This window comes from Pseudomonas sp., from assembly GCF_035277045.1.
Taxonomy (GTDB): domain Bacteria; phylum Pseudomonadota; class Gammaproteobacteria; order Pseudomonadales; family Pseudomonadaceae; genus Aquipseudomonas.
On sequence record NZ_DATELE010000196.1, the window covers coordinates 19,082 to 32,048 of the forward strand.

Annotated in this window: 12 protein-coding genes and 1 tRNA gene; 6 read left to right on the top strand and 7 right to left on the bottom strand. The window is 66.1% G+C overall.

Features of this window, described 5'->3' with window-relative positions; translation table 11 throughout:
* The first annotated feature begins 113 nt into the window (after positions 1 to 113).
* From selA to VJS90_RS10190, 3 genes are all read left to right on the top strand, one after another.
* Complete coding sequence (selA, locus tag VJS90_RS10180) at positions 114 to 1,544, top strand: L-seryl-tRNA(Sec) selenium transferase (RefSeq protein WP_324121528.1); 1,431 nt, start codon at positions 114 to 116, stop codon at positions 1,542 to 1,544.
* Positions 1,541 to 3,460, top strand: a complete 1,920-nt coding sequence (gene selB / locus VJS90_RS10185; RefSeq protein WP_324121529.1) for a selenocysteine-specific translation elongation factor — start codon at positions 1,541 to 1,543, stop codon at positions 3,458 to 3,460. The genes selA and selB overlap by 4 nt, the downstream gene beginning before the upstream one ends.
* 25 nt (positions 3,461 to 3,485) lie before the next feature.
* A tRNA-Sec gene (locus tag VJS90_RS10190) sits at positions 3,486 to 3,581 on the top strand.
* A gap of 9 nt (positions 3,582 to 3,590) precedes the next feature.
* Here VJS90_RS10190 and VJS90_RS10195 read toward each other — a convergent pair.
* Positions 3,591 to 4,580 carry an asparaginase gene (locus VJS90_RS10195; protein WP_324121530.1) on the bottom strand — a complete coding sequence of 330 codons (990 nt, stop codon included), beginning with the start codon at positions 4,578 to 4,580 and terminating at the stop codon, positions 3,591 to 3,593.
* 70 nt (positions 4,581 to 4,650) lie between these two features.
* A complete protein-coding gene (locus VJS90_RS10200; RefSeq protein WP_324121531.1) occupies positions 4,651 to 6,093 on the bottom strand; it encodes an alanine/glycine:cation symporter family protein in 1,443 nt (480 codons plus the stop codon).
* A gap of 176 nt (positions 6,094 to 6,269) precedes the next feature.
* Between VJS90_RS10200 and VJS90_RS10205 the strand changes: the two genes are divergently transcribed.
* The 3 genes from VJS90_RS10205 to VJS90_RS10215 all read left to right on the top strand — a co-directional run bounded on the left by VJS90_RS10205 (position 6,270) and on the right by VJS90_RS10215 (position 9,046).
* A complete protein-coding gene (locus tag VJS90_RS10205; RefSeq protein ID WP_324121532.1) occupies positions 6,270 to 7,088 on the top strand; it encodes an XRE family transcriptional regulator in 819 nt (272 codons plus the stop codon).
* A 145-nt stretch (positions 7,089 to 7,233) separates the two neighbouring features.
* The gene (locus tag VJS90_RS10210; RefSeq protein WP_324121533.1) at positions 7,234 to 8,118 is read left to right on the top strand and encodes a sugar nucleotide-binding protein; all 885 of its coding nucleotides are present in this window, start codon (positions 7,234 to 7,236) and stop codon (positions 8,116 to 8,118) included.
* Positions 8,111 to 9,046, top strand: a complete 936-nt coding sequence (locus tag VJS90_RS10215; protein ID WP_324121534.1) for an NAD-dependent epimerase/dehydratase family protein — start codon at positions 8,111 to 8,113, stop codon at positions 9,044 to 9,046. The genes VJS90_RS10210 and VJS90_RS10215 overlap by 8 nt, the downstream gene beginning before the upstream one ends.
* Before the next feature lie 44 nt (positions 9,047 to 9,090).
* Here VJS90_RS10215 and VJS90_RS10220 read toward each other — a convergent pair whose 3' ends face one another.
* The 5 genes from VJS90_RS10220 to VJS90_RS10240 all read right to left on the bottom strand — a co-directional run bounded on the left by VJS90_RS10220 (position 9,091) and on the right by VJS90_RS10240 (position 12,957).
* Complete coding sequence (locus tag VJS90_RS10220) at positions 9,091 to 9,774, bottom strand: OmpW/AlkL family protein (RefSeq protein WP_324121535.1); 684 nt, start codon at positions 9,772 to 9,774, stop codon at positions 9,091 to 9,093.
* 109 nt (positions 9,775 to 9,883) lie between these two features.
* Entirely contained in the window at positions 9,884 to 10,408 is a 525-nt protein-coding gene (locus VJS90_RS10225) for a DUF3299 domain-containing protein (RefSeq protein WP_324121536.1), read from the bottom strand.
* A 9-nt stretch (positions 10,409 to 10,417) separates the two neighbouring features.
* Positions 10,418 to 11,683 carry an ABC transporter permease gene (locus VJS90_RS10230; protein WP_324121537.1) on the bottom strand — a complete coding sequence of 422 codons (1,266 nt, stop codon included), beginning with the start codon at positions 11,681 to 11,683 and terminating at the stop codon, positions 10,418 to 10,420.
* Positions 11,683 to 12,402 (bottom strand): ABC transporter ATP-binding protein, encoded by a 720-nt coding sequence (locus VJS90_RS10235; protein ID WP_324121538.1) that lies wholly within the window; start codon positions 12,400 to 12,402, stop codon positions 11,683 to 11,685. Before VJS90_RS10235 ends, VJS90_RS10230 begins: the two co-directional genes overlap by 1 nt.
* Positions 12,403 to 12,957 carry a DUF2796 domain-containing protein gene (locus tag VJS90_RS10240; protein WP_324121539.1) on the bottom strand — a complete coding sequence of 185 codons (555 nt, stop codon included), beginning with the start codon at positions 12,955 to 12,957 and terminating at the stop codon, positions 12,403 to 12,405. It abuts the gene before it with no gap.
* Positions 12,958 to 12,967 lie beyond the last annotated feature (10 nt).

A 12,967-nucleotide genomic window follows, 5' to 3' on the forward strand; every position in this document is an offset into this window, starting at 1 on the left:
AGTTCGGCGCTGGGACTGTGGGAGATTCTATGGTGCATGCCAACCCCTGTGGGAGCTGGCTTGTCAGCGAAGATGCCCGTCCAGACACCATCCAAGCCGAAGGTAGCCCCCGCATGCCCCACAGCGCCAGCAGCACCATCCCCCGCCTGCCCTCTATCGACACCCTCCTGCGCCATCCTGCCAGCCAGCCGCTGCTTGACCGCCATGGCCGCGACGCCGTCCTGGCCACCCTGCGCCAGTTGCTCGATGACCTGCGTGATCCCGCCCGCCTGGGCCAGCTCACCAGCGCCGAGCTCACCGCCGAAGTCCTCACCGGCCGGGCCAGTGAACGTCTTGCACGGCAAAACCAGAGCCATATCCGCCGGGTATTCAACCTCACGGGCACGGTCCTTCACACCAATCTTGGCCGCGCGCTGCTACCGGAAGAAGCCATCGAGGCCGTGCAACTGGCCGCGCGCTACCCGCTCAACCTCGAGTTCGACCTGACGACCGGCAAGCGCGGCGACCGCGACGACCTCATCGAAGGCCTGATCCGCGAGCTGACCGGCGCCGAAGCCGTCACCGTGGTCAACAACAATGCCGCCGCCGTGCTGCTGGCGCTCAACAGCCTGGGCGCGCGCAAGGAGGGCATCATTTCGCGCGGCGAGCTCATCGAGATTGGCGGCGCCTTTCGCATTCCGGACATCATGGCCCGCGCTGGCGTGCGCCTGCACGAGATCGGCACCACCAACCGCACCCATGCCCGCGACTACCAGGCGGCCATCGGCCCGCGCACCGGTCTGTTGATGCGGGTGCATTGCAGCAACTACAGCATCCAGGGCTTCACCACCCAGGTGCCGACCGAGGAGCTGGCGCAGATCGCCCATCAGCATGACCTGCCGCTGCTTGAAGACCTGGGCAGCGGCAGCCTGCTCGACCTCACCCGCTGGGGCCTGCCGGCCGAACCGACGGTGCGCCAGGCCCTGGCCGATGGCGCCGATATCGTCACCTTCAGCGGCGACAAGCTGCTCGGCGGCCCCCAGGCCGGGATCATCGTCGGACGCAAGGAGCTGATCGCCCGGATCAAGAAAAACCCGCTCAAGCGCGCCCTGCGCGTCGACAAACTGACCCTGGCCGCGCTCGAAGCCGTGCTCGGGCTCTACCGCAATCCGGACCGCCTGGCTGAGCGCCTGCCCAGCCTGCGCCTGTTGACGCGGCCGCAGGAGGACATAAAGGCGCAGGCCGAACGCCTGGCGCCGGCCCTGGCCACCCAGCTCGGCGCACAGTGGACCGTCAGCGTCGAGCCGGCGCTGGGCATGATCGGCAGCGGCAGTCAGCCGGTGGCGCGCTTGCCCAGCGCGGCGCTGTGCCTGCGTCCGCTCGTCTCCAAGCGCCTGCGCGGGCGTAGCCTGCATGTGCTGGAACGAGCCCTGCGCGCCTTGCCGGTGCCGGTGCTCGGGCGCATCGACGACGATGCCCTGTGGCTCGACCTGCGTCAGCTCGACGACCAGGCGCAATGGCTGGCGCAGTTGCCCGAGCTGCACCTGGGCGTGGTGACGCCGTGATCGTAGGAACCGCCGGGCACATCGACCACGGCAAGACCGCGCTGCTCGAGGCCTTGACCGGGCAGGCCGGCGACCAGCGCCGGGAGGAGCGCGACCGCGGCATGACCATTGACCTCGGCTACCGCTATGCGGCGCTTGAGGACGGCGCGCCGCTCACCGGTTTCATCGATGTCCCGGGGCATGAGCGGTTTATCCACAACATGCTGGCGGGCGCGCAAGGTATCGACCTGGTACTGCTCGTCGTGGCTGCCGACGACGGCGTCATGCCGCAGACCCGCGAGCATCTGGCAATCATCGAGTTGCTGGGTATCCCCGAGGCGCTGGTGGTGATCAGCAAGTGCGACCGGGTCGAGCAGCGGCGGATTGCCGAGGTAAAGGCGGAGGTGGCCGGGCTGCTAGCACTGGGGCCGTACGCGGAGGCGCCGCGGTTTGCTGTTTCCAGCCTGACGGGTGATGGCATCGAAGCCTTGCGCCAGACATTGCTGCAGGCCCAGGGCAGGGTGCAGGCGCGCCGCGTGGAGGGCGGCTTTCGCCTGGCGATCGATCGCGCCTTCGCGGTGGCGGGGGCGGGTATCGTGGTGACTGGCACGGCACTGGCGGGGCGCGTGAGTGTTGGCGATACCTTGCTGCTGGGCAGGGCCGGCAAACCTGTGCGAGTGCGTGGGATGCACGCGCAGAATCAGCCGTCAGCCACGGGCCAGGCCGGGCAGCGTATAGCGCTCAACCTCAGCGGCGAACGGCTGGCCCTGGAACACGTCCACCGAGGTGACTGGCTGGTGGCTGAATGGCTGCACGCGCCAAGCGTGCGGATCGATATCGACATGACGCTGCTCCCCGGCGAGACGCGGCCCTTTAGCCACTTCAGCGCGGTGCATGTTCATCTCGGCACCCAGGATGTCACGGCGCGCGTGGCGCTGCTGGAGGGCGAGGCGATTCGGGGCGGCGAGCGTATGTTCGCGCAGCTGCTGCTCAATGCGCCGTTGCAGGCGGTGCATGGCGACCGCCTGGTGCTGCGTGATCAGCGCGCCGAACGGACGCTGGGCGGCGGTACGGTGCTCGACCCCTTCGCCCCGAGCCGCCATCGCCGCAGCGACGTGCGCCTGCGCCAGTTGCACGTACTGGCCGATGCCACGAGCCTGGAACAAGCGTTACCGGCACTGCTGGAGGCGGCGCCGGGCGGGCTTGACCCGCAGCGGCTGGAGCGCCAGTTCAATCGCCTGCGCGGTGGCTGGCTGCTGCCCGGGGAGGCACTGGTGGTCGCGACGCGTCAAGGGCCGTTGCTGTTCGCCAGGCAGCACTGGGAGCGTCTCAGGCAGCAGGTGCTCGAACAGCTGGCGCTGTTTCATGCGCAAGAGCCTGACCAGCTGGGACCAGACCGTGACCGGCTGCGGCGCTTCGCCGCCTTGGCGCTGGAGCGCCCGGCGTTCATCAGCCTGCTGGATGAACTGTTGGGCAGTGGCCTGATTGCCAGCAGCGGGCCGTGGCTGCACCTGCCTGATCACCAGGTCAGCCTGAGCGATAAGGATGAGGAGGTCTGGGCGCGGATCCAGCCGCTGTTGCTGGAGGGGGCGTTCGATCCGCCCTGGGTCAGAACCCTCGCCGCTACGCTGGCACTGGAAGAGGCTGACGTACGGCTGTTACTGCGCAAGCTGGCGCGGCTGGGCCTGGTGCATCAGGTGGTTCGCGATCTGTTCTATCCTGAGGCGACGATCCGGCGCATGGCCGAACTGCTGATGCAGCAAGCGGACGCCACGCTGGTAGTGCAGGTCGCTGCGTTTCGCGATATGTTGGGCATCGGCCGCAAGCGCAGTGTGCAGATACTCGAGTATTTCGACCGCATCGGCCTGACCCGCAGGGTTGCCGGCCAGCGCTGCATACGCCCCGACAACGCCCTGGCCCAGCAGGCCGCGCGCTAGGCTTTTCGTACACACCCCAGGTTCAGGAAGGCAATCGCGCCCGGTGGCGCGGCCGGGCTTCAAACCCGGTTGGGGACGGCATCCGTTCCCGGGCAGGTTCGACTCCCGCTGCCTTCCGCCATTCATCGGCTCAGGCGCGCTCCCCACACAGGTCCAGCGCAAACCACCGCTCCGCCGTTTGAACGTCCAGGCCCGCGCCGAGCAGGGCAAACATCTTGCCCAGCGCGGCTTCACGGGTCATTCCGCCGCCACTCACCAGCCCGGTATCACGCAGCCGGCTGCCCGCGGCATAGGTCCCGAACTCGACGGCACCTTCCGGGCACTGGCTGATCGCGGCAATCATCACGCCGCGCTGCCGGGCGTCACGCAAGGCATCGACCAGCCCTTGGTCGTCCGACGGCCCGGTACCGCTGCCGTAGCATTCCAGCAGCAAGCCCTGCACACCGCTGCCCAGCAGCGCCCGCAGGTGCTGCGCCTGCAGTCCCGGGAATACCGGCACCACCGCGAGGTTCACCGGCTGGCGCGGCGCGCGGTAGTCAAGCTCACCGGGCATCGATCCAGCCTTGTCGCCCTCGCGATGCCGCGCCAGCGCCTTGAATGCATCGAACGCCTCGCTGCGCAGCTTCGAGGCGCGGGCGCCATGCAACAGCTGACCGTGGAAATACAGCTGCACGCCGTCTTCCAGCCCTTGCTCGAACAACCGCAAGGCGCCTTCCAGGTTGTCCCAGGCATCGCTGTCCGGCGCCCCGGCCGGCAGCATGGAGCCCGTCAGCAGCACCGGCACCGGCAAGCCCAGCAACAGGAACGACAAGGCAGCCGCGCTATAGGCCAGGGTGTCGGTGCCATGCAGCACCAGCACGCCGTCATGCCCATTGTGTTCCACCGCCTCGACGATGGCGTCACGCATGGCCAGCCAGTTGGCCTGCTGCATGTTGGCGCTGTCGAGCAGCGGATCGAGCTCGCGCAGCGACCAGTTCAGCTGCGGCGCGTCGGCGCTCTGGGAGAGGTGCTCGCGCATCCGCGCGTCGAAACCACCGGCCGGCGCCAGGCCCGCCGGCGTCTCCAGCATGCCGATGGTGCCGCCGGTGTAGAGGACGAGTAGATTGTTGACTGCACGCATGGGGCGTTCCGTGACGATAGGCGGAAGAAGCGGCCGCCCACGGACGGGGCGGCCAGGAGGCGCGACGATATCAGCCTTGAGTCTGGACCTGGCCAGTGACCTTGTCAGCAGCTGTTTCAGGCTGTGGGTTGGCCGGCCATGCGGCACGGTCCAGGTCCAGGTCGGCGAACTTGGCGGAGTCGAACACCGGCTGCTTGATGCCGGCACGGCGCTGGTCGTCGTAGTCGCGCATTACCCGCAGGCCGATCTTGAACAACATGGCCAGGGCGATCAGGTTGACGAAGGCCAGGCAGGTCATGGTGATGTCGGCGAAGGCGAACACGGTCGTCAGGTTCTGCACCGAGCCCCACACCACCAGCGCCAGCACCAGGGCGCGGTAGCCCAGCAGCACCAGGCGGTTGCGGCTGAGGAACTGCAGGCTGGTTTCGCCCAGGTAGTAGTTGTAGAGGATGCAGGTGAAGACAAACAGCGACAGCGCGACGCTGACGAACAGGCGGCCCCAGTCACCGACCACCGCGGCCAGCGAGTTCTGGGTCAGGACGATGCCGTCACCTTCGAAGCCCGGGGTGTAGAAGCCCGACAGCAGGATCAGCAGCGCGGTGCAGGTGCAGATCACGAAAGTATCGAGGAACACGCTGAACGCCTGCACCACGCCCTGGGCGCCCGGGTGGCGCACGGCGGCGACGGCGGCGACGTTGGGCGCGCTGCCCAGGCCCGCTTCGTTGGCGAACACGCCACGCTTCACGCCCATGACGATAGCGCTGCCGAGCAGGCCGCCAAAGGCCGGGTCGAGGCCGAAGGCGCTCTTGAAGATGGTTTCCAGCATGGCTGGCACGTGTTCGATCTGGCTGCCGATCACGTAGAGGGTCACGCCAATGTAGGCGAGGGTCTTGACCGGTACCAGCAGGTCGGACACCGAGGCGATGCGCTTGATGCCGCCCAGGAAGACGATCGCCAGCAGCACGGCCAGGGCGATGCCGGTGTGCTCGGGCGCGAAGCCGAAGGCGTTTTGCAGCGAATGAGTCACGGTGTACGACTGCAGGCCGTTGAAGGCGAAGCCGTAGGTCACCAGCAGCAGGAGCGAGAACACCACCGCCATGCGCTTGAGCTTCAAGCCATGCAGGATGTAGTACGCCGGGCCGCCACGGTACAGGCCATCACCGTCGGCGCGCTTGTAGACCTGCGCCAGGGTGCACTCGAAGAAGCTGCTGGACATGCCCACCAGTGCGGTGACCCACATCCAGAACACCGCGCCTGGGCCGCCCAGGGTCACGGCAATGCCGACACCGGCGATGTTACCCGCGCCAACGCGGCCGGCAAGGCTCAGCATCAGTGCCTGGAACGAGCTCAGCTGGCCCGCCTGGCCCTTCAGCGACTCCTTGAAAACCCCGAACATATGGCCGAAGTGACGGAACTGGACGAACCGCGAGCGAATGGTGAAATAGCTGCCGAGTCCCACGATCAGGACGATGAGGAGTTTCCCCGAAAGGAAATCGTTGAGCACTTCGAGCATGGTGTAACCCTCGATTCTTATTTTTTGCGTGAAAGACTGCGGCAGTGTCATTGCACCGCGCTTTGTTGGGGCGAATGGTTGGCCATGACAAGGGCGGTTACAATTTCGCGGGTTGCTCCGATTTGATGCGATCTGATGCTAAACTGGCGCTTCTCGCATCACCTGGACCGGCATTCATGAGTGAACATTTCGCGGCCAATCTCAAACTGGCCTGCAGTCATTACCGCTCTATCTCCGAGGTTTGCCGGCAGCTGTCGATCAACCGCGCGCAATTCAACAAGTACCTGAGCGGGCAAAGCCGCCCGACCGCGTACAACCTCAAACGCATTGGTGACTTCTTCGGTGTCGAGGACTACGAGCTCGGTTTGCCGGCCGAACAGTTCGCCCGCCTGATCGGTGCCCGCGGCGCTGCCGGCCTTGTCCAGCCGCCAGGCGACCCCATCAGTGACCTGCTCAAGCCCCTGCAGGCCCATGCCGGTAACCTGTCGCGCTATTGCGGCTACTACTTCGAGTACTCCAACTGCATGTCGGTGCCAGGCACCATCCTGCTGTCGCTGGTGCACCTGTTCGAAGACCGCGGCAACTTCCTGTTCGAGCGCCAGGAGCGTCAGGAGCGCACCAGCAGCACCGACGTACAGGCCGAAGACTGGGTACGCTGCCGCTATTTGGGCGCCGCGTTCCAGCTGCAGGACCGTCTGTTTCTCATCGACTACGAATCGCTGACCCTCAACGAGATGAGCCAGACCATCCTCATCCCCAGCTTCAAGAGCCGCATCACTCGCCTCAACGGCCTCAAGACCGGCGTCTCCAGCGGCGACCGCCGGAACCCCGCCTGCACCCGCGTGGTCTGGGAGTATCTGGGCCCCGAGATCAACCGCATCAACGCCTACCGTCAGGTAAAGCTGTACAGGCCGGACGATCCGCGTATTGATGACGACGTGCGTGAACGGCTGAATGTCGGGCCGATACGCAACGGGCTGTTCGAGATCGAGTGACCCACCGGTCCAGTGCTGCCACGGGGTCCTGTAGGCACGCCGGTCCGCAACGCCTGCATGCACCGCCCCCTTGTTGGACTTAACTGCCCGGAAACCGCAATAATGTTCGCTTTCTTCAATCAACCTGTTCGGATCTGCTGACTCTATGCGAATGCGCCTGATGCTATTGGGTGGTGGAAGTGCCCTCGGGCAAGCGCTGATTCGCCTCGGAGCCGAGGAGGATGTGGCCTTTATCGCACCGCGCCCGCCGGACAATGGCTGGGACGCGGCGAGCCTGACGCAACTGCTCGATGACACGCGGCCCCATGCGCTGGTCAACCTGGCGTATTACTTCGACTGGTTCCAGGCCGAGTCGGTCAGCGAGCAGCGCCTGACCCAGCAGGAGCGCGCGGTCGAGCGCCTGGCCGAACTGTGCCAGCACCACGAGATCGTGCTGGTGCAACCTTCCAGCTACCGGGTATTCGACGGCTCGCGGGCCACGGCCTATAGCGAGAAGGACGAGCCGAAACCGCTGGGACTGCGGGGTCAGGCGTTATGGCGCATCGAGAAGAGCGTGCGCGCGACGTGCCCGCAACATGTGCTGCTGCGCTTTGGCTGGCTGCTCGATGAAAGCATCGACGGCGCCCTGGGGCGCTTCCTGACCCGCGCCGAGCAACCCCACGAGCTGATGCTGGCCGACGACCGGCGTGGCAACCCGACACCGGTGGACGACGCCGCGCGGGTGATCCTCTCGGTGCTCAAGCAGCTGGACTGCGCCGCGCCGTTGTGGGGCACCTACCACTATGCTGGCAACGAAGCGACCACACCGCTGGCGCTAGGGCAGGCTATCCTCAGTGAGGCGGCCCAGTGGCACAAGCTGGCCGTGCAGGCGCCGACACCGCAGGCCCACGCCGCGCGTCCCGATGCGAGCGAAGAGCCGCAGCACGCCGTGCTGGCCTGCAAGAAAATCCTCCATACATTCGGTATCAAGCCCCGCGCATGGCGCGCCGGCTTGCCGCCCCTACTGGACCGATTCTATCGCCATGGCTGACGCTCCAATTCTGATTACCGGTGGTGCCGGATTCATCGGTTCGCACCTGAGCGATGCACTGCTGGCCAAGGGTCATTCGGTACGCATCCTCGATGACCTCTCGACCGGCAAGCGCAGCAACCTGCAATTGCACAACCCGCGGCTGGAACTGATCGAAGGCGATGTCGCCGATGCCGCGCTGGTAACCCGCGCGGTGGCCGGATGCCAGGCGGTGGTGCACCTCGCCGCCGTGGCGTCGGTACAGGCCTCGGTCGAAGACCCGGTCAAGACCCACCAAAGCAACTTCATCGGCACGCTCAATGTCTGCGAGGCGATGCGCCTCGGTGGCATCCGGCGCGTGCTGTATGCCTCGAGCGCAGCGGTGTACGGCAACAATGGCGAAGGCCAGTCGATCACCGAGGACACCCCCAAGGCACCCCTGACCCCCTACGCGGTGGACAAGCTGGCGGGCGAGCAGTATCTGGACTTCTACCGGCGCCAGCATGGGCTGGACCCGGTGGTGTTCCGCTTCTTCAATATCTTCGGACCGCGCCAGGACCCATCCTCGCCGTACTCGGGGGTGATCAGCATCTTCGCCGAACGGGCGACCAACGGTGCCCCCATCACGGTCTTCGGCGATGGCGAGCAGACCCGCGACTTCCTCTATGTGGGTGATCTGGTGCAGGTCATGCTCCGGGCGCTCGCGCTCGAAGAGGTGCAGGAGGGCGCGGTGAATATCGGCCTGAACCAGGCGACTTCGCTCAACCAGTTGCTGGCCGCGCTCGAAGAGGTGGTCGGCAGCCTGCCGCCGGTGAGCTACGGTGCCGCGCGTCCGGGTGATATCCGCCACTCGCGGGCCGACAACCAGCGCTTGCTGGCGCGCTTCGGTCTGCCTGAGCCGACGCCGATCGTCGACGGCCTTGCCAGTTTGCTCGGCAAAGCGCGATAACAGAAAAACGGCGATTCAATCGCCGTTTTTTGTGTTCTCTGCACTCAGAACTTGTACCCGATGCCCACCATGTAGACCCACGGGTCGACGTCCACGTCGACCTTGGTCTTGCCCACGCCCAGGGCGGTCGGGCCGTCGATGGTGGCCTTGGTGTCGATGTCGACGTACCACACCGCGGCGTTGAACAGCAGGTTGTCGGTCAGCATGTAGTCCATGCCCAGCTGTCCGGCGATTCCCACCGAGTCCTGCAGCTTCAGGTTGCTGAAGCCCTGCTGCTTGCGGGCACTGGTCAGGTCTTCATCGAAGAACAGCGTGTAGTTGATGCCCACGCCCGCGTAAGGCTGGAAGCGCGACGAGGCGTCCATCGGGTAGTACTGCAGCGACAGGGTCGGTGGCAGCTGCTTGATGTCGGCCAGATCGCCATCCAGGCCGCCGCCCAGGCCCTTGACCCCTACGGTGTGCTTGAACGGCGTGGCGGCCAGCAGCTCAAGGCCGATGTGGTCGGTCAGCATGTAGGCAAACGCCAGGCCCAGCTGGGTGTCGCTGTCCAGAGTCGCCTTGGTGCCCGAGGCCCTGGCGCCGTCAAGCCTCACCTCGCCGCTATCTTCATTGGGCGCGGTGGTGATGGCGCCGGAGCGGATGATGAAATCGCCTGCCTGGTGGGCATGGGCAACAGGTGCTACGAGCGCCGCGGCAACGAGCGAGGCGCCGAGCAATGACTTGTTCATGGAAGCTCCCAAAGGACGTCAAAAATTTGTGGCCCAATGGTACGGAGCTGTTTCGCCTCAAAAATTGATCTGGCTCAATGAAAGGCGCGTCCTAGACGGGACGCAGTTCTCATTCCAGCTCATAAACGTAGATTTTCTCGGCGTCCATGCGATAACCGGCGTCGGCCAGTTCGCTGCGGGTGGCGGCGACCTGCATCTGCCCCTCGATCCAGTAAGGCTGGTAGAGGTCTTCGACGCGCACGCCCATCTCGCTGAAAATGTGCACGATCTGGTTCGAGGGAGGCGGCGGCACGTGGATGCAGGCGCCGTAGTAGGGCACCAGCAGAAACTCGGTGGTACGGCCTTCCTCGCTGACCTCAAGCGGCACGATGTAGCCCGGCAGCTTGACCTGCTGGCCGTTGAGCGCCTCGACCACCGGCGCGTCGGGCGCCTGCTGGGTGGCTGCAGGCGCGGACTCGGCCGCCAGTGCATCGCCAAGCTGTGACAGCTGCGAGATGTCGTGCAGCGGCGTCAGCTGCGGTTCGATCCGTGGCGCACCCTCGGGGATCAGCTGCGGCCAGTCGAGGGTGCGTGGCTCGCTGGCCCACAGCGGGGTGACGGTGAACAGCAGAAGCAGCAGCAAGGCGCGGCGCATGTCAGGCTCTCAGAGATGAATGGACAGGCCATCGGCCAATGACTGACGATACGCGCGCCAGGCCGGCACGCTGCCCATCAGCAACGCCGCGCCCAGGATGATCGCCAGCAGCGTCCATTCGTGGGCAGTCGGCCATGCCAGCGGCAGGTACAGGCCATAGTTGGCCTGGACATAGCCTTGGGCCACCGCGATGCCACTATAGAGCAGGCCCAGCCCGACGGCGATGCCGGCCAGCGCCAGGGCCAGCGCTTCGAGCACCAGCAAGCCTGCGATGTGCCACGGACGCGCGCCCACCGAACGCAGGATCGCCATCTCGCGGCGTCGCTCGTTGAGGCTGGTGAGAATAGCCGTCAGCATGCCGATCAGCCCCGTCAGCACCACGAACAGCGACACCACGAACAGCGCCTGTTCGGCAGTACCCATCAGGCTCCACAGCTCTTGCAGCGCCACGCCAGGCAGGATCGCCAGCAACGGCTCGTTGCGAAACTCGTTGATCTCGCGCTGCAGGCTGAAGGTCGCGATCTTGCTGTTCAGGCCCAGCATGAACGCGGTGATCGCGCTCGGCTGCAGGTCCATGCCACGCGCCTGGTCGGCGCTGATGCGCCCGGCGCCGCGTGCGGGCACGCCGTTGTGCCAGTCGATGTGGATGGCTTCCATGCCGCCCAGGCTGATGTGCAGGGTGCGGTCGACCGGCGTGCCCGTGCGGGCCAGCACGCCGACCACCGTGAACGGCTTGTCGTCGTGCTTGACCAGGCTGATCGCCGCCACCCCATGGGCCAGGACCAGCTTGTCGCCTAACCTGTAATGCAGGGCGTCGGCGACCTCCGCGCCCAGCACCACTTCGAAAGGATCATTGGCGAAGGCGCGTCCCTGGCTCAGTTGCAGGTGCTGCCTGCGGCCGTACTGGTAATGCGCGAAGTACTCGCCAGTGGTGCCCATCACCCGGTAGCCCCGGTGTGAATCGCCCAGCGAGATGGGGATCGCCCACTTCACCCGCGGGTCCTTGGCGTAGTGCTCGAAGCTGTCCCAGCGGATGTTGTTGGTGGCGTTGCCGATACGAAAGACCGAGTAGAGCAGCAGGTTCACCGAACCGGAGCGGGCGCCGACGATCAGGTCGGTGCCGCTGATGGTGCTGGCGAAGCTGGCGCGGGCCTCGGTGCGCACACGCTCTACGGCCAGCAGCAGGCACACCGACAGCGCGATGGCGAATGCCGTGAGAAAGGCGGTGAAACGCCGATTGGCCAGGCTGGCCAGGGCAAGGCGGAGCAGGTACATCAGGCCTCCTGGGGAAGGTTCGGGCTGGCCGCCCGATTGAGCTCGGCCAGGGACAGATGACGGTCGAACAAGGGCGCCAGGCTCTGGTCATGGCTGACGAACAGCAGGCTGGCGCCGGCGCTGCGGCACTCGTCGAACAGCAGCCGGATGAAGGCTTCGCGGGTATCGGCGTCGAGCGCCGAGGTGGGTTCGTCAGCGATCACCAGCTCAGGCTGGCCGATCAGCGCGCGCGCGGCGGCCACCCGCTGCTGCTGGCCGATCGACAGGCTGTCGGCGCGTCGGGCGAGCAGGGCAGGGTCGCCCAGGCCCAGGTGCGCCAGCAGCTGGCTCGCCGCCCGGTCGACACTGCCATGACGCTGGAGGGCCCGCTCGGCGCGGCTGCGCGAGAAGCGGCAAGGCAGCTCGACGTTCTCGCGCACCGACAGGAATGGCAGCAGGTTGAACTGCTGGAAGATGTACCCGGTGTGGTCGACCCGGAAGCGGTCGCGCGCGCCTTGGCCCAGCTCGCCCAAGTCTTGCCCCAGCAGGCGCACGTGGCCCTGGCCCGGACGGTTCACCCCGCCCAGCAGGCCGAGAAGGGTGGTCTTGCCGCTGCCGCTGGGCCCCTTGAGAAACAGCGCCTCACCGGCTTCCAGGCGAAAGTGTGGTATGTCCAGCAGGGCCGGCTGGCCGGGCCAGGCAAATACCAGGTCATGCAACTCGATCAGGGGCGGGCGCATTCAGAAGGTGACCACGGCCTGGGTCGGACTGGCCTGGATGCCTTTCTGGCCGTTGGGGCCGATCAGTTGCACGTTGATTTTCTGCGTGGCCGGGAAGGCAGTGAACAATGGACCCAGGTCCAGCTGGGCGAGCTTGCCTGGCTGGGTGCAGGTGAGCTGGTAGTGGGCGTGGATATCGGTGTGCTCGTGGGCGTGTTCGTGAGTGGCTGCGGGCACATCGCCAAACAACGGACTTTGCAGGTCTTCGGCGCTTTCGCTGCAGCCGGCATCCTTGGTCACGGCAAACAGTTTCAGCGGTTGCTCGAGTTGCTGGCGCACCGCGGCGACCTTGGCCTTGTCGGCGTCGCTGCTGGCAGCATGTTCGAAGCCGACCAGGTTCATCGCCGGGGTGTCCAGCTCCAGTTCCAGGGTGGTTCCATCCAGCGCGACATTGAGGCTGGCGACACCGTGCTCGTGGGCACCAAGACTGCCGTGCGAGTGATCGTGATCGTCATGGGCGTGAGCCACAGCCAAGGGGAGCAGGGCAAAAGGCAAGGCGAGCAACAGACGGCGCATGGACGGCTCC

Bases quoted from the DNA above. Each gene is read 5' to 3' on its own strand.
- selA (WP_324121528.1), top strand. From the start codon at position 114: ATGCCCCACAGCGCCAGCAGCACCATCCCCCGCCTGCCCTCTATCGAC.
- VJS90_RS10195 (WP_324121530.1), bottom strand. From the start codon at position 4,580: ATGCGTGCAGTCAACAATCTACTCGTCCTCTACACCGGCGGCACCATC.
- VJS90_RS10200 (WP_324121531.1), bottom strand. From the start codon at position 6,093: ATGCTCGAAGTGCTCAACGATTTCCTTTCGGGGAAACTCCTCATCGTC.
- VJS90_RS10205 (WP_324121532.1), top strand. From the start codon at position 6,270: ATGAGTGAACATTTCGCGGCCAATCTCAAACTGGCCTGCAGTCATTAC.
- VJS90_RS10210 (WP_324121533.1), top strand. From the start codon at position 7,234: ATGCGAATGCGCCTGATGCTATTGGGTGGTGGAAGTGCCCTCGGGCAA.
- VJS90_RS10215 (WP_324121534.1), top strand. From the start codon at position 8,111: ATGGCTGACGCTCCAATTCTGATTACCGGTGGTGCCGGATTCATCGGT.
- VJS90_RS10220 (WP_324121535.1), bottom strand. From the start codon at position 9,774: ATGAACAAGTCATTGCTCGGCGCCTCGCTCGTTGCCGCGGCGCTCGTA.
- VJS90_RS10225 (WP_324121536.1), bottom strand. From the start codon at position 10,408: ATGCGCCGCGCCTTGCTGCTGCTTCTGCTGTTCACCGTCACCCCGCTG.
- VJS90_RS10230 (WP_324121537.1), bottom strand. From the start codon at position 11,683: ATGTACCTGCTCCGCCTTGCCCTGGCCAGCCTGGCCAATCGGCGTTTC.
- VJS90_RS10235 (WP_324121538.1), bottom strand. From the start codon at position 12,402: ATGCGCCCGCCCCTGATCGAGTTGCATGACCTGGTATTTGCCTGGCCC.
- VJS90_RS10240 (WP_324121539.1), bottom strand. From the start codon at position 12,957: ATGCGCCGTCTGTTGCTCGCCTTGCCTTTTGCCCTGCTCCCCTTGGCT.